We start from the raw sequence: 17416 nt of genomic DNA, 5'->3' as shown, positions 1-17416 counted from the left end.
ACTGATTAAGATTGCATAGAAAGGTAAATACTCATGGCAACTGCTATTCGTCTGTCGCGCGGCGGCTCCAAGAAGCGTCCCTATTACAAGATCGTTGTCGCCGACAGCCGCTCGCCCCGCGACGGCGCGTTCATCGAGCGTATCGGCAGCTACAACCCGCTGCTCGCCAAGGATGACGAGAAGCGCATCGTTCTGGACGTCGAGCGTGCGAAGCATTGGGTGAGCGTCGGCGCGCAGCCGACCGACCGTGTCGCCCGCTTCCTGGACGTGCTGGGTGTCAAGGAGCGCGCGGCACGCAACAACCCCAACAAGGCGAAGCCGGGCGAGAAGGCCACGGAGCGCGCCGAAGAGCGTGCGACCAAGCTGGCCGAAGCCGAGGAAGCCCAGAAGGCCGCTGAAGAAGCCGCCAACGCACCGGCTGAGCCTGTGGTCGAGGAAGCCCCCGCTGAGGAGGCTCCTGCCGCTGAGCCCGCTGCCGAAGCGCCTGCTGAAGAGCAGGCCGAGGGCTGAGCGACTTGACCGACAAGCCCGTCACGCTCGCCGCGATCGTCGGCGCCCATGGCGTGACGGGCGAAGTTCGCCTGAAACTGTTCGGCCAGGGGCCGGACAGTTTGAAGGCCTATAAGGGGTTCGATGCGGGAAATCGGCGGCTGACGCTGAAAACCATTCGCCCCGGCCCCAGCGGCGCGGTCGCCCGCTTTGCCGAGATTGGCGGCCGCACCGATGCGGAAGGGTTGCGCGGCACCGCGCTGACCGTCCCGCGATCCGCCCTGCCCCCGCTGGCCGAGGGCGAATTTTATCATATCGACCTGATGGACCTGCCCTGCGTCAGCGATGCGGGCGAGGCGCTGGGTCATGTCGCCGCAGTCGAGAATTTCGGCGCAGGCGACATCTTGGAAATCCAGCGACCAAGCATCGAGGGCAAGCCGGGCAAGCGCTTCATGGTGCCTATCCATGCCGCACAGATCGGCGAAGACCAGGCAGTGATCGATAGCGCGTTCGTCGACTGACATGGGCGTCGACTGACATGGCTTTTGCCGCGCAGATACTGACCCTCTATCCAGAGATGTTTCCCGGACCGCTGGGCGTATCGCTCGCCGGGCGCGCGATGGCAGAAGGGAAGTGGACCTGCGACCCCATCCATATCCGCGACTTTGCGACCGACAAGCACCGCACCGTCGATGACACGCCAGCGGGCGGCGGCGCGGGCATGGTGCTGCGCGCGGACGTGCTGGCGGTAGCAATCGACCATGCGCTGGAAAAGCGTCCCGACCTGCCGGTGATCGCCATGACCCCACGCGGCGCGCCGATCACGCAGCGCCGTGTTCGGGCACTGGCCCAAGGCCCCGGCGCCACAATCCTGTGCGGCCGGTTCGAGGGATTTGACGAACGGATTTTCGATGGGCGGCCGGTCGAGCAAATCTCGATGGGTGACATCATCCTGTCCGGCGGAGAGATGGGCGCGCTGATGCTGCTGGATGCTTGCATCCGGCTGCTTCCTGGGGTAATGGGCGCGGCTTCCAGCGGGGTCGAAGAGTCCTTTGAAACGGGGCTGCTCGAATATCCGCATTATACCCGACCAGTAGAATGGGAGGGGCGCACGATCCCGCAAGTGTTGCGATCGGGGGATCATGCGAAAATCGCCGCCTGGCGGAAACAAAGGGCGGAGGATGATACACGGCTAAGGCGGCCGGACCTTTGGGAACGTCACATCGGCGTTCGGGACCAGTCGCCCTCTGGTGCGCAACGCGAAACGAAGGACTAAGTTATGAACCTCCTCCAGCAGATCGAGGCCGAGAACATCGCCGCGCTCGCCAAGGATATTCCTGAATTCCGCCCCGGTGACACCCTGCGCGTCGGCGTGAAGGTCATCGAAGGTGAACGCAGCCGCGTCCAGAACTATGAAGGCGTGTGCATCGCCCGCTCCAACAAGGGCATGGGCAGCAACTTCACCGTTCGCAAGATTTCGTTCGGCGAGGGCGTGGAACGCGTGTTCCCGCTCTATTCGCCCAACATCGATTCGATCACCGTCGTCCGTCGTGGCGTGGTGCGTCGTGCGAAGCTTTACTATCTGCGCGGCCGCACCGGCAAGCGCGCCCGTATCGCCGAGCGTCGCGACGTTCGCACCGAGGGCTGATTTTCATCAGACCTTGATAGCGGTTAAAAAGAAAAGGCGTCGGAACAGGGTTCCGGCGCCTTTTCTTTTGCGGTCAGTATAAGCCTAATGCCTGACCGGCGTGCGGTTGGTGAACCACAGGCCGATGATGCTGAGGGCTGCGGCGATCGACATATAGAGGCCGACCAGTTCGATCCCGCGAACCGCGATCAGCCATGTCGCGACGATCGGCGCCAGCGCCCCGCCGATGATCCCGCCCAGATTGAACGAAAAGGACGCACCAGTGTAGCGCAACTGGATCGGGAACAGCGCGGGCAGATAGGCGCCCAGCGGGCCATAGACGAAGCCCATCAGGAACAGCGCCAGTGCGAGGATCAGGAAGATCGGCAACAGCGCGCCAGTGCCCATCGCCGCGCCGAAGACGATACCCATCGGGATAGTGCCAAGGCAACCGACGACGAGAACGCGCGTCGGCGTGGTCTTGTCCGCCCACCAGCCCGCCAGAACGATGCCAACCGCCATGAAGAGGATCGCGGCCAGTTGAATGCCCAGAAAGACTTCCCGGTCGATAGCGAGCGTCGTAGTGCCATAGCCCAGCGCAAAGGCGGTGGCGATATAGAAGACCGCGAAACAGGCGACCACGGCAAAGGTACCCGCGATGGCCGGGCCGAGATGGCCGGTGAACAATGTCGCCAGCGGCACGGCGGGTGGCGGCGCTTCAGCCTGCGCGGCGGCGAACTCCGGGGTTTCGGTCAGCTTGAGCCGTATCCACAGGCCCAATATCACCAATATGGCGCTGGCGAGGAAAGGGATGCGCCAGCCCCAGGCGAAAAACTCCGCATCGCTCAACGTCGCGCCCAGAATCAGGAACATTCCGTTTGCGGCGATGAACCCCACCGGCGCGCCCAATTGCGGGAACATGCCGAAGCGCGCGCGCCATCCGGGCGGGGCATTCTCCACCGCCAGCAGCGCCGCACCGCCCCATTCGCCGCCAAGGCCAAAACCCTGACCAAAGCGCAGGATGCACAGGATGAAGGGCGCCCACCAGCCGATCGACTGATATGTCGGCAGGAAGGCGATGGCGAGGGTCGAGCCTCCCATCAGCATCAGCGATGTGACCAGCGTCGCCTTGCGCCCGATACGGTCGCCATAATGGCCGAAAACGGCTGCACCCAGAGGACGCGCGAAAAAGGCCAGCGCCAGACTGCCATAGGCGGCGAGCAATTGGGCCGAGGGCGAACTGGCGGGGAAGAAGAGCGGGCCGAAAACCAGACTGGCGGCGGTGGCGTAGATGTAGAAATCGTAAAATTCGACCGCCGTGCCGATCAGACTGGCGGCCAGTACCCGCTTGTGCTGCCACATCGCGCCGATACCATCAGCCATCCCCTAACCCCTCATTCTTTTCTGGTTCAGCAGCTCATAGGCCATGACCGCTGTCGCGACCGCAGCATTCAGGCTGTCAGCCTTGCCCAGCATCGGCATTTTGACCAGCAGGTCGCATTGATCCTCATAATCGGCGGGTAGGCCCTGCGCCTCATTGCCGACCAGCAGAAAGGATGGGCTGACGTAGCGCGGTTCCTGATAGTCGGCGGTAGCCTTCAGGCTGGTGCCGATCAACTGCCCTTCCCCGGCGCGTAGCCAGGGGATGAAATCCTCCCAGCGCGTTTGGGTGATCGACTGGGTGAAGAGCGCGCCCATGCTGGCGCGTACCGATTCGACCGAGAAGGGATCGACGCAATCGTCGACCAGGATCAGCCCCCCAGCCCCCACCGCGTCGCCGGTCCGCAATATGGTGCCCAGATTGCCCGGATCACGCAGCGACTGGGCGACGATCCAGATGTCGGCCCGGCTGCGGTCGATCTCCTCCAGCGGCACCAGCCGATCGCGATAAACGCCAACGACCGCCTGCGAATTATCCTTACCAGAGATTTTCGACAGGATGTCGGCGGAGGTTTCGATGACGTCATAGCCCGCCGCTTCTCCCCCGGCCGCTTCCATCGCCGCGATCAGGTCGCGGGCCAGCGGATGATCCGACCCGGCATGGAACAGCATTTCGGGCAGCACGCCTTCTTCGCGCGCTTCCGTCAGAATGCGCAGCCCTTCGGCTAGAAACAGGCCTTCGGCCTTGCGGTGCTTCTTTTCGCGCAAGCCCCGCACCCGCTTGACCAGCGGGTTGGAAAATCCGGTGATTTCGCGTGCCACTTATAATCCCCTGCCGACCCTGAACGGGCGCTCTAGCGGGCCGGTGCGGGGATGAGAAGGGTTAGAGCGGTGAATATCGTTCACCGCTCTAATTGTCTTTTTGACTGCCGCATATTGCGAGCCGTCGGCTGTTCCAGCCAACTTCAATACGCTCTAGCTGAAATTGACCATGCAGTAGAGCATCGCCAGCGACAGGAGCACGTTGGTGCGGCTGGCGATCATCGCGGTGGTCGCCGCCTTCGCCTTGGCCGCATCTTCGGCGGGGACAATACCCAGCGCCTTCTTCTGATTGGGCCAGATCACGAACCAGACATTGGCCGCCATGATCAGCGCCAGCCACATGCCAATGCCGATCAGCACATAGGGCGCCTTAAGCATCAAGGCTTCATGCATATAGCCCGCCAACCAGGCGACGATCAGGCCGGTGATGACGGTCAGCAGCGCAGCCCAGCGGAAAAAGAACAGCGCGGACGGGGCGATATGCTTGGAAATGCCCGGTTTCAGTTCAGCGGGAACCTTGGGCATGGTCGGGATCTGCACGAAGTTGAAATAATAGAGCAGGCCGATCCAGGTGATGCCGAAGAACAGGTGCAGCCAGCGAAAAATGCTGTTGGCGTCGACCAGCCCGGCATGGGCGCCGAACATAACCACCAGGGCCAGGACCAGCCCTGCCACAAGCACAAGATGCAAATTGCCGAAGAATTTAGCCATTGATCCTACCCCTGCTGTTAGGCCCGGCGCATTTTGCACGTCGGTACCGACCGCAAAGCCTAGGTCATCGTTTCGCTCCTGTCACATGGATATTTCCTCAGCTTTGAAAGAAAATATCATGTTTTCCGCGTTGCACTATCCCTGCTAGGGGCACCGGACCTTTACGGCCGCGTCATCGTTATGTGGCTATCCTTCAAAAGAACCCGAGGAGTTCCCCAATGACCTTTGTTCTGCCCGATCTTCCCTATGCCAAGGACGCTTTTGGCGACATCCTGTCGGCTGAGACTTTCGACTATCATCATGGCAAGCATCATAATGCCTATGTCGTAAAGGCAAATGAGCTGGTCGCAGCCGATGCCTCGCTTCAGGGCAAGTCGCTGGTCGAACTGATCAAGACGTCCAAGGGCGGATTGTTCAACCAGGTTGGCCAGATCTGGAATCACAGCTTTTATTGGCTGGGCCTGTCGCCTGAAAAGAAAGCGCCGAGCGGCAAGCTGCTCGACCTCATCAACGAAGGCTTTGGATCGGTCGACGGCCTGATCGAAAAGCTGAAGGCAGAGGCCGTGGGCCATTTCGCCAGCGGTTGGGCTGCATTGAACCTGAAGGACGGCAAGCTGGACGTGACGTCCTACCATGACGCCGACACGCCGGTCGCCCATGGCGCAACCCCGCTGCTGATCCTGGATGTGTGGGAGCATGCTTATTATATCGACTATCGCAACCTGCGCCCGGCCTATGCAGAAAAGCTGCTGAAGGAAGCGATCGACTGGGATTTCGTCGCCAAGAACCTGGATGGCGAAGGCGTCAGCCGCGCCGATCAACCAGGCTGATCTCAGACAGCCGCCCGCCCGTGCTTCCTTCATCGGAAGGCGGGCGGCTTTTTTTTGCGAAACACTCCGGAACGTTCCGTAACAACTGTTCGTTAACCCGCGCCTTCCACAGTCGTCTCCAGGCTTACAGGTGGGGACCGACAAGCGGGTGGCACAATGGACGTTTCAGAACTGAAGTGGCAGCATGACGAAATTGGCCGGGCCGCCGGGGCGCTTGTGGCGGCCGTCGCCAATCCTGGCCAGCACCAGCCGATCGCCGCGCTAAGATGGGAGTTGGCGCGCCTGTTGATGACCCATCTGGCGATGGAGGATCGACTTTTCTACCCGGCGATGCAACGCTTGCCCAACGCTGAGGCGCGCGCGACCGCGACAGCTTTTCAGGCTGAAATGGGCGGATTGTCCGACGCTTTTGGCACGTATATGCGCAACTGGACGGATGACAGGGTGACCGCCGAATGGCCCGCTTTCTGCGCCGAAACACAGACCCTCCTCAGAACATTGGCGCAGCGGATTGAACGAGAGAACAGCGAGCTTTATCCTTTGGCCGCTCGAAGCGAATCCCGACGCAAGGCCGGATAAATCCGCCTAAGTCGCTTCCAACTGATCGACGAACAAGACAGCGGCCCGTTGCAGGGTGCGCGCCGTTTGCGACAAATCGATGGCCGCGCCAGACACGCGTTCGGACAAGCGCTCCGTATCGCGGGCGACTCCCGCCACGCTCACCATCTTGTCGGCGATCAGGGTCGCGCCAGACGCGGCGCTGCGCGCCGTTTCCTCGATCGTAACGGCGGCCTCACGCTGATCCTCCACAGCGGATTGGATGGCGCTGGCCGCCTCTGCCAGTTCCTCGATCATGGCCGATATGCGGGAAAGCGTATCGTTGACGAGGGTAGCGCCCTGCTGTGCCGACCAGGCCAGCGAATGGATTTCGCCCGTCGCACTGCTCGCCTACCCCGCCAGTTGCTTGACCTCACCAGCAACCACCGCAAAGCCCAGCCCGACATCCCCCGCACGCGCGGCTTCTATACTGGCGTTGAGCGCGAGCAGGTTTGTCCGGGCTGCGATCTGTTGAATCGAATCGGCAAAGCCAGCGATCGAAGCGGTTCTGTCGGCAAGATCGGTAACGGCCTGACGTCCCACGCCCGACATCTTCTGCGCGCCATGGCCGAGTTCGGCCTGCTGATATGCGGTCGCGGCGATGGCGGTGATCGAGCGTGACAGGATTTCGATGCGTTCGGCCAACTGATCGGCGCTTTGAGACGACACGGCCGCAGCGGACACTCTGATGACTTTCCTCGCTGGCGCGACGGGCAAGGCCATTCAATTGCCGCGCGCCTTCCTCCAGCTCGCCCGTAGCGGAGCCGACCGCCTGCACGATGTCGGCGACCGCAGGGATGACCATTCAGCAAATAGACGCCGAGCGCTGGCTGAAGAGCCGCCAACGTACCCATCATCAACCGCGTCTGCCCATCGACGCGACCACGCAGAACCATGATGCTGGGCAGCAGATTGACGACGACCGACAATAGCAGGACCGGCGCCATCATAGTGTTGCCCAGCGTCAGGCCCAATATCCACAATGCGCCCGTCCATAGCCAGCTGCACAACAGCATCAGGCGCAAGCCGCTCAGTCTCAGCCGCTCCAGGCTCATCTGCGCCATCAGGTCTGCTCCTCCAGTCAACTGCCGCATCCTCCAGAAGGAGCGACCATTGCGACGATGCCATGGCGGGCGAGCGACGCCATCAACTGGCCACGTTGGCCGCTGACGATCATACTGCGCCGTACAGGCCCTCGTGCGATCAGCCGTGCGCCCCCTTCCACCGCTGCGACCACAAGCGACTGCTGTGCTGTTGCCGTCAGGGGAACCAGCAACATCCGTCCACTGGCTGGCGGCCACAGGGCCAGCAATGCGAGGCCACCCAGCACCAACATTATCTGCATGGAAAGAAAAGCAAACCGACTGGAAAAAGACGCCACGGACATTCACATCCGAATAGGATCGAATAGTTAAATCCTATTTAATGATCATCGCAGGTCAGGCTTCCTGCTCCAGCGCTTTTCCAGGCCCACCAATACCCAGCTCCCGTGCCAGCGCATCCAGGTCGGCGCCGGGGCGCACAAGCAGCCAGTCGCGGCTGGCGCTGCCATTGACGACCGTGACCGCGCCCTTGGGACAGATGCCAAGGCAACTGACCTCCACGATCCCTGCCGCCGCCTTGCGCCCCTTTTTCAGCGAGAGATGTTTTTTGAGCGCCTTCGCCAGACGCTGGTCGCCATCCGGCCCGAAACCGCCGTCCAGCTTCTTTTCGCATTTCCGGCAGACCAGAATCGCATTGTGCCAGTTGGAGCGGACATGATCCTTCAACGGCAGCTCAATCCTTCGTGCCCACGGGCTTCCAGGTGCGCCTTTCCTCGGCCGAGCGCAGGACTTCATATGCAGCCTGGATGGTCTGGAAGCGGATGGCCGCCTGCGCGTCGCCGGGCTTCACGTCGGGATGATATTCCTTGGCCAGCCGCCGCCAGCTTTTCTTCACATCGTCGAACACCGCGTCATCTTCGAGATCGAGGGCCTTGAGCGCATTGAGTTCATCGCGTGAACGGCTGCCATCGCCCGGACCACCCCAGCCATAATAGCCGCTATTCTGAAAAGCACCCGCGTCCCGCTGCTCGTCCTGCTCGCGCTTTGCCCGTTCCTCCGCGTCAAGCCCCTGAAAATAATCCCAGTTCCGGTTATATTCACCGGCATGTTCAGCGCAGAAATACCAGCGTTCCGGGCTGTTGGGGGATTTCGGCGCGGGGCAATTGCCGGGCTGATCACAGCCAAACCGATCGCACATCTTGACCTGCTGCGCCTCCCGTGCAGCGCCATAGGCGCGCCAGCGGGGAAAGCCCCAGTCATTGGATCTGCTATTGCGTGCCATCAAAACCCATGTAGCGGGCCGTCCCCCGCAAAGGAAGGACGGGCCGAAAAATTAAGCGCCAGAGGGCCTGTAAGCCGGGTTTTGTCCACCCCCCAAGCCTTAAAAAAGCCTGCGAGGATAGGCGACCATTCCTCTAGGGGACGGATTACTCCGTCCCTCAAGCAACCAACCCGGGCGATCTCAGCCGAAACAGGCCTAGCGACTTAAAGTCGCGCGCCGCCCCTATTCGGTCTTGCTCCCGGTGGGGTTTACCGTGCCGTCCACCGTTGCCGGGGACGCGGTGCGCTCTTACCGCACCCTTTCAATTTCGCCTGGCCGAAGCCTTAAATCCCGAAGAACTGGGCGACCTGCTTTCTGTTGCACTGTCCCTTGGATCACTCCAGCCGGCAGTTAGCCGGCACCGTCATTTCGTGGAGCCCGGACTTTCCTCGCCGGGATTGCTCCCGCCGCGGTCGCCCGGCCCTCTGGCAAACGACGCCCTATACGCATTTTATGGGTTAGTCATCCCCGCGCGGTTTGGGCAGCAATAAAGCGAGCAGGATGGCCCGACATTCGCCGCAGATCATGCCGTCTATCAACTCTGGTCGAAAGCGGCGCTGGAAGGCGACGACCGCCGCCTGTGGATCGGCGATGTCATAGCCGAAGCGCTCCAGCGCCAGCATGAAGCCACCATCTGTCCAGTGCGGGTCCATCAGGTTTTTGGTCGGGCGCGGCAGGGCAAGGCGAAGACGGGCGAGTTGCCCCCAAGGGAAAAGTTCGCCCGGATCCTGCTTGCGCGCGGGGGCGATGTCGCTGTGACCGACGATATTGCCGCGCGTGATGCTGTGACGCTGGACGATATCGTGGACCAGCGGGATCAGGGCGCCCATCTGCGTGTCGGGGAATGGCCGATAGCCCCATTCATGGCCGGGATTGACGATCTCTATGCCGATGCTGGCCGAATTAATGTCGGTAACACCGCGCCAGTGCGAATTGCCAGCATGCCAGGCGCGCTGCTCCTCCGCGACCATGCGGATCACCTGCCCGTCCTCGGTCACGACATAATGGGCCGACACCCTGGATTGGGGGTTGGCCAGCCAATTGATCGCGCTCGCTGCGTCAGGCATCCCGGTATAGTGCAGCACCAGCATGGTGATGGGCAGGCTGCGTTCGTCATAATTGGGCGAAGGCGTTTCGATCAGCGGGCTATAAGTCATCGAGCCAGTGGCGTCCCTTTAAGCCGGGCCTGTAAGGCGGGTCATTGCATATCCTCGATCATCACGCCCTTCTGCGCGCTGCGCAAGGTAATGATCGCCACCCCTGCCAGCACTATCACGCCGCCCAACAGCATCAGGCCGGTTACCGGTGTGCCGAACGCCAGCGCCGCGACAATGACCGAGAGCACCGGCGCAATCAAGGTATAGGGCATGACGAGCGCTATCGGATGCCGCTGAACCAGCCAGGCAAGCCCGCCATGACCGATCAGCGAGGAGCCAAGCGCGGAAAAGGCAACCGCGCCAAAGGCCTGCCATGGCAGATGACCGACCCCCGCCATGGCGGCGGGTTCGACGATGATGCTGATCGTTCCCAGCGTCACCGATCCGACAACCCCGAACCAGGCGAACAGCACCGGCACCGGCACGTCCGGCAGACGCCGGGTCAGCAGCGACCCCGCCGCCCAGACAAAGGCGGAGATGGAGGCTAGCCCGATTGCGGGCAGTTCATGGACGATGCCGGGATCGACCCCCAACAGCAGCACACCGGAAAAGGCCATCACTATGCCCATGATGCGTGGCAACCCAATCCGCTCGCCCAGGAACAGGACCGACAGGATGACCGCGAAAGGCACCGACAATTGGCTGGCGATGGCAAGCGCGCTCACATTTTTCGCCATCGCCAGCGCATAGTTCATCGGCAGATAGAAAAGTACGCCGACGACAAGGCTGAGGGTCACGATCGCCGCCATCCGTCCCGGCACGACCCGCAGGAACGGCAGGCAGGCGAGCGCGATCATCGACTGGCGCAGGAAGGCGGCGGTCATCGGCGCGATCGCGTCAACCGACAGCTTCACGAAGATGATGTTGAGACCCCAGACAATAGTCATGGCGGTCAGGACGATCCAGTCGCGGGTGCCGAAACCGGATTGTCCTGCTGAAGAGGACGCGCTGCTCATGGTCACGGTCCCTAGCCCAGTTGGCCGGGATGACCAGTGCGAAATCAGCCGGCGCGACGGATCGCTGTGCCAATACCCGTCGATGACGCGGGGCGATGCGCATAGACGCCGCGAAATTGCGGATGGGACATGAAATCGTCGCTCTGGCCGATAACGGTTTCACCAGCCCCCAGCACCAGTACCGACTGATCATGGCCATGGCGGGCGAGAAGGTCGAACACGCGACGCCGGCGCTCTGCGGTAAAGTAGAGCAGGACATTGCGGCACAGGATGAGGTCATATGCGCCGATCGGCGCGCGCGGATCAAACAGATTGTCGGTGCGGAAGTCGATCATGCGGCGCAATTCGTCGCTGGCCTTCCAGTCGTCGCCCGCTGGTTCAAACCATTTGAGCAGATCGCCAATGGCAAGCCCACGCTGTACGTCGATCTGCGAGAAGACCCCCGATTTGGCACGGGCGATCGCATCGGTCGAAATGTCGCTTGCCAGTATTTCGACCCGCCAGCCACGCCAGCGATCGTCATTCTTGCGGATCTGCATGGCGATCGAATAGGCCTCTTGGCCCGTCGAACAGCCTGCGCTCCAGATACGAAGGGTCCGGTCGGCCTTCTGCTCGTGGATATGCGGCAGGATGTCGCGATAGAGCATGTCGTAGATCTGAAGGTCGCGGAAGAAGCTGCTCTCGTTGTTGAGCAGCGCATTCACGACATCCTCTTCCAGACGTGCGTCCTTTGCCGAGACAAGGCGTCCGGCCAGGGCATCCAGGTCGGGCAACCCATGGGTCCGCATGATCGGCTTCAGGACCGTTTCCATGCGCCACATCCTGCTTTCCGACAGCAATTGGCCCGTGCGCGTTTCCAGCAATGTAGAGAGAATGCGCGTAGCCCCGGCGACCGGACGATGCGATGGCGGGGGTAGAATCGGCATTAAATAAGTCCCCTTGCGCGCTGCGCGATGAAAGGCATGATCGCGCCAGGCGCCATCACCCCGCAACTCAGGCCAGCCTCGGCGATCGAGCCGGGCATACCCCACACGACACTGCTGGCTTCATCCTGCGCCACGATCCAGCCGCCAGCCGCCACGATCGCATGGGCGCCCTGCGTTCCGTCACGGCCCATGCCGGTCAGGACGATACCTGCCGCACCAGGCCCATAGGCCTGTGCCATCGAAGCAAACATGGGGTCGACGCCCGGCAGATTGCCGGTCGATGTGCGTTGCGGATCGAGCGAGACGATAACGCGCCCATGCAGACCGCGTCGGCAGAGCAGATTGGCATCTCCCGGCGCGATATAGATGACGTCAGGCGCCAACATCTCGCCATTTTCAGCAACCTTGACGCGCAACCTGGTCATGCGCCCCAGTTGCTGGGCGAAATAGCCGGTGAAGCTGAGCGGCAGATGCTGCGTCACCAATATGGGCACAGCCAATGGCGCGCAAAGGCCGGCGAACAACTGGCCCAGCGCATGAATGCCGCCGGTCGAGGCGCCGATGCCAAGACAGCCGAGCGGCGCCGGTCCATGCGCGGGGGCAACGGGCGGTGCGACCAGGCGTGTGGCGGCGGGTGCGGACAGTGGTTCGTGACGACCGAACAGGCGCGACACCCGCTCAATCAGCGCGGGCGGGAAACTTTCGCCGAAGCTGCCGCTGCCGGGCTTGGACAATATGTCGCTGGCGCCGAGCGCCAGCGCCTCGATCGCCTCGGCGCTGCCCTCTTCGCAATTGCCTGAGAGAATCAGCACTTTCGCCTGCGGACTGGCGCGCAGGATCGCGGGCAAAGCCGCCAGGCCGCTCTGTCCCGGCAGTTCGATATCCAGCAGGATCAGGTCGACGCTGTTTTCCGCCAGATAGCGCAGCGCATGTTCGGCCATGTTGGTCTTTTGCGCGACTAGGAAGGCGGGATGCTCGTTCAGGATGCGCTCAATCACCGTCCGCACCACGACCGAATCATCGACGATCAGCGTGCGGATCGCCTGAGCTTGCCTGTTGCTGATGGCCGGGATCGGCGAGGTGGCGGTCATGGGACGGACCCTTGCGGATGAAAGGTAGAAGACGGCGTGTGGCGGAATCCAGCGTGGCGGAACTCTTGCCGGTCAGATCACCCCGACAATAGCGAGCTTTGTCTCCAGCGTTTCGCGATCGAAAGGCTTCATCACATATTCGTCGGCCCCTGCCTCCACGGCCGCCTTGATATGGCCGATGCCGTTTTCGGTGGTGCAAAAGATAACTTTGGGCCGCGCCGTTAGCTTGGCCGACGACAGCGCCTGAAGAAACTCCATCCCGCTCATCACCGGCATGTTCCAATCGAGCAGCACCACATCGGGGACCGATGCCTGGCACTGGGTCAGGGCATCCTGTCCGTCGACCGCTTCGGTCACGGTGATGTCCAGCGATTCCAATATATGGCGTGCTACTTTGCGAATGACCTTGGAATCATCGACGACCAGACAGTTTTTCATGAAGCGTCCCTTGGATTTTTGGCTTTTGTAAGCCTAGCCCTAGCGGTCAAAGTTGAGCGATTGGTAAACAGTGGGATTAGTCGAGGTCATGCTGCGATGGCCTGCGTTGCGCCCGCGTCGATGAACCCTGCCAGCGCAACCAGCAGGCACGGCCCCTCGTCGCTTTCCACGATCCCGCGCGCAAAAGGTGCCCAGGCGGGATCGATCCGCCCACGCACCGGCAAGGCGCCGTCCGGCACCGTACAGATGTCAGTGACGCCATCGACCATGATGCCATAGCTGTGGCCGCTGATATTGGCGATGATGGCAAGGCCGCGCGCCTCCGAAGGCGTCGATGCGCCGCGAATCAGGGCGGCAGCGTCGATGATCGTCAGCACCCGGCTACGCAAGGCGGACAGGCCCGCAATATGCGCGCCCATTCCGGGCACCGGCGAGATTTCGGTCAGTCTCACCACTGCCTCGACCTCTTGCGTTTCGACGGCGATGCGCGTGCCCGCGAGCGTGGCGAAGAGATAGAGCTGGCTCATGCGCGGCTTCCTCCTGCATGCTTGGTTCGCGCCCCGGCGATGGCCGCCATCAGCGCGTCCTGGTCATAGCGATAGATACTGCCGTCCTTCGGACCCGCCGCACGCGGGCTGGCGCGCAGTTCGACCACAGGGCAGCCGACAAGGTCCGCGGCCTGCGCGGCGCTGGCCGATCCGCACAATATGATGTCGTCCGCGCCCACGCTGCCCTCGACAGGCAGGCCGATCACCACTTCATGCCCGGCCTGACGCAGTAAAGGCGCCAATATCTCACGCATCCAGCCGTCGTCGGCATCCGCCAGCAGGCAGCGACCGTTCGAGCGATCGACGAGTGGTTCAACGGGCAGCGCCGCAAATAAGGCAAAGGGGTTGATGACCTCCAGATGTTCACCGTCGATAACGGCGACACCACTTAGCAGGCCACTCATAGCCACCATGTCCGGGACGACGGGCATCTGGATGATGTCGAGAACAGTGGCGACCGGATAGCAGGCCTCCCGCTCGCCATCCCGCACGCGCAGCGCCGTGACAGCCTCATGATCAAATTGGTGCAGTCCATTGGCTACCGGCAGCAGGCGATCACCCAGGCGCACGAACGCCTGACCACCCGACCGCCCGAACATATCGGCGCGCAGATCCTCGACCCGTTCGATCAGCGATAGTTTGAGCAGGCGGCGTTCGCCCGACATTTCCTCGAAGCGGAGGGCCGCGATCATCTCCACACTGGCTTGCGCATCGACACGAGCCTCTTCCTGACGAGCCGCCTGATCGTCGATGATATTGGGCAGCCGCGCAGCATTGGCGAGGCCGCCTGCGTCCAGCAGCAGCATCGGCTTGCCATTGTCCGGCAGTGTCATGCCCGCATAGACACCCGACGCCATCACCAGCGGCGAAGCGGGACGTATAACCAGTTCCTCATGATTCTCCACCGCGCTCACGCCCATGGCAAAGGGCACACCGTTGGCAGATCGCACCACCATCACGACACGCGGGCCGATCTGGGCGGGCTTCTCCAGCGACAGCACGTCCTCCAGGTCGATCATCGAATGGCGCACGCCGCGAATGGTCGCGATCAGTGCGCCCCCGACCGGATGGATCGCCATCGTTTCATTATTGTCGTGCAATATCTCCACCACCGCCGCGCGGGGAATGGCGAAATGCAGCCCGCCCGCCTTGACGATCAGGCCGGGGATGATGGTGAGGGTCAGGGGCACGCGCAGGGTGATGCACAGCCCCTGCCCCGGATGATTGTCCAGCGCGATGACGCCGCCGATCCGTTCCACATTGGCGCGCACGACATCCATGCCCACGCCCCGGCCCGATACCGCCGTGACTTTTTCCGCCGTTGTCAGCCCCGCCTGGAAGATGAGGTCCAGCATGTCCTGCTCACTCATGCGAGCGGCAGCCTCGGGCGTCAGGCGACCATTGCCGATCGCCTTGTCGACCAGCCGCCCAGTGTCGATCCCGGCGCCGTCGTCGCTGACCTCGATAACAATCTGATTGCCCGACTGGCGCGCGATCAACCGCAATTGCCCGGCCTCGGGCTTGCCGACGGCGCGGCGTTTCTCCGGCGTCTCGATCCCGTGATCGATGCTGTTGCGAACAATATGGGTCAGTGGATCGACGACCATCTCGACCATCTCGCGGTCCATTTCGACATCGCCGCCTTCGACACTCAGGTCGATGCGCTTGCCAAGGTCGCGGCCCAGATCGCGCACCATGCGCGGGATTGCGGCAAACAGCCGGTCGACGCGCTGCATACGTGTCTTGGAAATGATGTCGCGCATATCGGCGACACAGGTGGACAGGCGTTCAAACGTGCTATCCAGTTCGGGATCAGCGGACCGATCGCGCAATTTGCGCGACAGTTCATTACGCGCCAACACCATGTCGGACACACCGTTCATCAGTTGGTCGATCAGGGACAGCGGCAAACGTATGGTGCGCGGAGCGGCCTGCCCCGGCGTGCTGCGAGCTGTGACAGGCTGGACCGGGTCGACGCCGGCGACTATCGGACAAGCAGGGCCGCCATCTACGACCGCCGACGGCTCTACAAGAGCGTTGATCAGGAAGTCGTCATTCTCGTTTGGCAGCGCGGTGCCCAGCGCGACAGCCTCGGCCAGTTCGCCTATCCGGTCCATGACCGACAGAACTGCGCTGACCGTCATGGGGTCCGGCATACGATTGCCCGCGCGTATCTCCGCAAGCACATCTTCCGCTGCGTGGCTCAACCGTTCGAATCGCGGCAGGCTGAGAAAACCGCAGCTACCCTTCACCGTATGGAAGAAGCGGAATATGGCATCCAGCCGATGACGATCGGTGGGATCAGCCTCCCAGGCGATAACCTCGCCGGCGAGCGCCTCAAGCGTCTCCTGTGTTTCGGAGATGAATTCCTGGAGTAGTTCGTCCATGCCCAACGGGTCCACTTGTCTGCGCGCAACGGCACATTGGCGGAGCGTGGTTAAGGCGGCGTTAAAAGCCGGGGAGCGCCATACGTAAAAGGGGCCTTGCGACACTGCCGCAAGACCCCTCTGCAAAGATGGTCGGGTAGGACCGGTTCTTACATCTTGTTCTCGACGGCATCGCCCGCCTTTTCGCCCGCTTCGCGGGTGGCATCTGCCTTATTTTCCAGCACGTCGGCAGCATTTTCAGCCGCATTCTCGGCGCTGCCGGTCAGGTTATCGGCCGCAGCTTCCATATTGTCGGCCTGGTTATCCAGGGCATCCGCCTGATTCTCATAAGCATTCTCGACCTTATTCTCCTGCGCGGAATCGCATGCCGCGAGCGCGACGAGGCTGACAAGCCCAAGAACAGTGATGAATTTCTTCACGGCGTTTTCTCCTGTTTTGCCCCCAGGGGCAGACATTTTCGGCACAGGGCCGACCCCCCATCGGCTGGCCGGGACCCTGACGCCCATCAACTGGTCGCGCCCGCAATGGTTCCCATTGCAGCCACAACTCGTCGCATTCGTTGCTTATTTTTTAAGTGAGTCGCGGATTTCACGAAGCAGCGTGACCTCTTCCGGGGTCGGCGCCGCTTCCTCCTCCTGCTTGACCAGGATACGATTCACCAGCTTGACCATCAGGAAGATAATGAAGGCAAGGATGATAAAATTGACCAGCACGGTCAGAAACTCACCCCAGCCCAGCATGGCGACGCCTGCACCCTTCAGGTCGGCATAGCTGGCCGGATTACCCTTGAAGCCTGCGGGGATATCACCCAACCGCAGGAAGTAGCCGGAAAAGTCCGCCCCGCCGAACAAAAAGCCAACGACCGGCATAATGAGGTCATCGGTCAGCGACTTGGTGATTGTGGCGAACGCACCACCGATGATGACGCCGACGGCAAGGTCGAACACATTACCCCGCGCGATAAACGCCTTGAACTCGTTGATGATGCCCATGACAGTCGGTCCCCTCATCGATGATTAACAGTATATACTCATGTCCTGTTGCAGCGGGATCGGCAACCGCCTATTTCATGCGTGATTTCCTCTGCTGGAGA

General features: G+C 61.9%; 23 protein-coding genes and 1 other RNA gene. 6 read left to right on the top strand and 18 right to left on the bottom strand.

Translation table 11 applies throughout. The features are described from left to right. The first annotated feature begins 33 nt into the window (after positions 1–33). The 4 genes from rpsP to rplS are packed head-to-tail and all read left to right on the top strand — an operon-like array spanning position 34 to position 2137. Positions 34–510 (top strand): 30S ribosomal protein S16, encoded by a 477-nt coding sequence (gene rpsP, locus WFR25_RS07985; protein WP_336969989.1) that lies wholly within the window; start codon positions 34–36, stop codon positions 508–510. Between the two features lie 5 nt (positions 511–515). Next, complete coding sequence (rimM, locus tag WFR25_RS07980) at positions 516–1010, top strand: ribosome maturation factor RimM (RefSeq protein ID WP_336969987.1); 495 nt, start codon at positions 516–518, stop codon at positions 1008–1010. A 17-nt stretch (positions 1011–1027) separates the two neighbouring features. After that, positions 1028–1765: a tRNA (guanosine(37)-N1)-methyltransferase TrmD gene (trmD, locus tag WFR25_RS07975; protein ID WP_336969986.1), complete on the top strand. Its 738-nt coding sequence runs from the start codon at positions 1028–1030 to the stop codon at positions 1763–1765. A 3-nt stretch (positions 1766–1768) separates the two neighbouring features. Further along, entirely contained in the window at positions 1769–2137 is a 369-nt protein-coding gene (gene rplS / locus WFR25_RS07970) for a 50S ribosomal protein L19 (protein WP_336969985.1), read from the top strand. An 84-nt stretch (positions 2138–2221) separates the two neighbouring features. Here rplS and WFR25_RS07965 read toward each other — a convergent pair whose 3' ends face one another. The 3 genes from WFR25_RS07965 to WFR25_RS07955 form a co-directional block, all read right to left on the bottom strand. Next, on the bottom strand, positions 2222–3499 hold the full coding sequence (locus WFR25_RS07965; RefSeq protein WP_336969984.1) for an MFS transporter: 1278 nt from the start codon (positions 3497–3499) through the stop codon (positions 2222–2224). A gap of 3 nt (positions 3500–3502) precedes the next feature. Beyond that, a complete protein-coding gene (locus tag WFR25_RS07960; protein WP_336969983.1) occupies positions 3503–4318 on the bottom strand; it encodes a TrmH family RNA methyltransferase in 816 nt (271 codons plus the stop codon). A gap of 153 nt (positions 4319–4471) precedes the next feature. Further along, positions 4472–5029 carry a urate hydroxylase PuuD gene (locus tag WFR25_RS07955; RefSeq protein ID WP_336969982.1) on the bottom strand — a complete coding sequence of 186 codons (558 nt, stop codon included), beginning with the start codon at positions 5027–5029 and terminating at the stop codon, positions 4472–4474. 218 nt (positions 5030–5247) lie between these two features. Between WFR25_RS07955 and WFR25_RS07950 the strand changes: the two genes are divergently transcribed. Together WFR25_RS07950 and WFR25_RS07945 are read left to right on the top strand one after the other, a co-directional pair. Next, a complete protein-coding gene (locus WFR25_RS07950; RefSeq protein WP_336969980.1) occupies positions 5248–5859 on the top strand; it encodes a superoxide dismutase in 612 nt (203 codons plus the stop codon). 156 nt (positions 5860–6015) lie between these two features. After that, positions 6016–6438, top strand: coding sequence for a hemerythrin domain-containing protein (locus WFR25_RS07945; RefSeq protein WP_336969979.1), 423 nt, complete (start codon positions 6016–6018; stop codon positions 6436–6438). A gap of 6 nt (positions 6439–6444) precedes the next feature. Here the strand turns inward: WFR25_RS07945 and WFR25_RS07940 are convergent, their stop codons facing one another. The 15 genes from WFR25_RS07940 to mscL all read right to left on the bottom strand — a co-directional run bounded on the left by WFR25_RS07940 (position 6445) and on the right by mscL (position 17315). Then, the gene (locus WFR25_RS07940) at positions 6445–6714 is read right to left on the bottom strand and encodes a hypothetical protein (RefSeq protein ID WP_336969977.1); all 270 of its coding nucleotides are present in this window, start codon (positions 6712–6714) and stop codon (positions 6445–6447) included. Positions 6715–6807: 93 nt separating this feature from the next. Further along, on the bottom strand, positions 6808–7140 hold the full coding sequence (locus WFR25_RS07935) for a methyl-accepting chemotaxis protein (protein ID WP_336969975.1): 333 nt from the start codon (positions 7138–7140) through the stop codon (positions 6808–6810). A gap of 397 nt (positions 7141–7537) precedes the next feature. Next, positions 7538–7801 carry a hypothetical protein gene (locus WFR25_RS07930; RefSeq protein ID WP_336969974.1) on the bottom strand — a complete coding sequence of 88 codons (264 nt, stop codon included), beginning with the start codon at positions 7799–7801 and terminating at the stop codon, positions 7538–7540. 94 nt (positions 7802–7895) lie between these two features. Continuing rightward, complete coding sequence (locus tag WFR25_RS07925; RefSeq protein WP_336969972.1) at positions 7896–8225, bottom strand: (2Fe-2S) ferredoxin domain-containing protein; 330 nt, start codon at positions 8223–8225, stop codon at positions 7896–7898. 7 nt (positions 8226–8232) lie between these two features. Further along, entirely contained in the window at positions 8233–8781 is a 549-nt protein-coding gene (locus WFR25_RS07920; protein WP_336969970.1) for a J domain-containing protein, read from the bottom strand. A 54-nt stretch (positions 8782–8835) separates the two neighbouring features. Then, positions 8836–9249: RNase P RNA component class A (rnpB, locus tag WFR25_RS07915), an RNA gene on the bottom strand. Between the two features lie 29 nt (positions 9250–9278). After that, positions 9279–9977, bottom strand: a complete 699-nt coding sequence (locus WFR25_RS07910) for an N-acetylmuramoyl-L-alanine amidase (protein ID WP_336969968.1) — start codon at positions 9975–9977, stop codon at positions 9279–9281. A gap of 41 nt (positions 9978–10018) precedes the next feature. Then, positions 10019–10933, bottom strand: coding sequence for a DMT family transporter (locus WFR25_RS07905; protein ID WP_336969966.1), 915 nt, complete (start codon positions 10931–10933; stop codon positions 10019–10021). Between the two features lie 44 nt (positions 10934–10977). After that, positions 10978–11859 (bottom strand): CheR family methyltransferase, encoded by an 882-nt coding sequence (locus WFR25_RS07900; RefSeq protein ID WP_336969964.1) that lies wholly within the window; start codon positions 11857–11859, stop codon positions 10978–10980. Beyond that, positions 11859–12950, bottom strand: coding sequence for a chemotaxis protein CheB (locus tag WFR25_RS07895; protein ID WP_336969962.1), 1092 nt, complete (start codon positions 12948–12950; stop codon positions 11859–11861). Before WFR25_RS07895 ends, WFR25_RS07900 begins: the two co-directional genes overlap by 1 nt. A 72-nt stretch (positions 12951–13022) precedes the next feature. Then, a complete protein-coding gene (locus tag WFR25_RS07890) occupies positions 13023–13388 on the bottom strand; it encodes a response regulator (RefSeq protein ID WP_336969961.1) in 366 nt (121 codons plus the stop codon). Positions 13389–13474: 86 nt separating this feature from the next. Continuing rightward, the gene (locus tag WFR25_RS07885) at positions 13475–13915 is read right to left on the bottom strand and encodes a chemotaxis protein CheW (RefSeq protein WP_336969959.1); all 441 of its coding nucleotides are present in this window, start codon (positions 13913–13915) and stop codon (positions 13475–13477) included. Continuing rightward, positions 13912–16323: a chemotaxis protein CheA gene (locus WFR25_RS07880; RefSeq protein ID WP_336969958.1), complete on the bottom strand. Its 2412-nt coding sequence runs from the start codon at positions 16321–16323 to the stop codon at positions 13912–13914. The genes WFR25_RS07885 and WFR25_RS07880 overlap by 4 nt, the downstream gene beginning before the upstream one ends. 149 nt (positions 16324–16472) lie before the next feature. Then, entirely contained in the window at positions 16473–16742 is a 270-nt protein-coding gene (locus WFR25_RS07875; RefSeq protein WP_336969956.1) for a hypothetical protein, read from the bottom strand. A gap of 144 nt (positions 16743–16886) precedes the next feature. Further along, the gene (mscL, locus tag WFR25_RS07870; RefSeq protein ID WP_336969955.1) at positions 16887–17315 is read right to left on the bottom strand and encodes a large conductance mechanosensitive channel protein MscL; all 429 of its coding nucleotides are present in this window, start codon (positions 17313–17315) and stop codon (positions 16887–16889) included. Positions 17316–17416 lie beyond the last annotated feature (101 nt).

The sequence above is a fragment of the Sphingobium aromaticiconvertens genome (assembly GCF_037154075.1).
In the GTDB taxonomy this organism is placed as follows: domain Bacteria; phylum Pseudomonadota; class Alphaproteobacteria; order Sphingomonadales; family Sphingomonadaceae; genus Sphingobium; species Sphingobium aromaticiconvertens.
The sequence above is the reverse complement of the archived record's forward strand: the minus strand, read 5'-3'. Positions and strand labels throughout refer to the sequence as shown.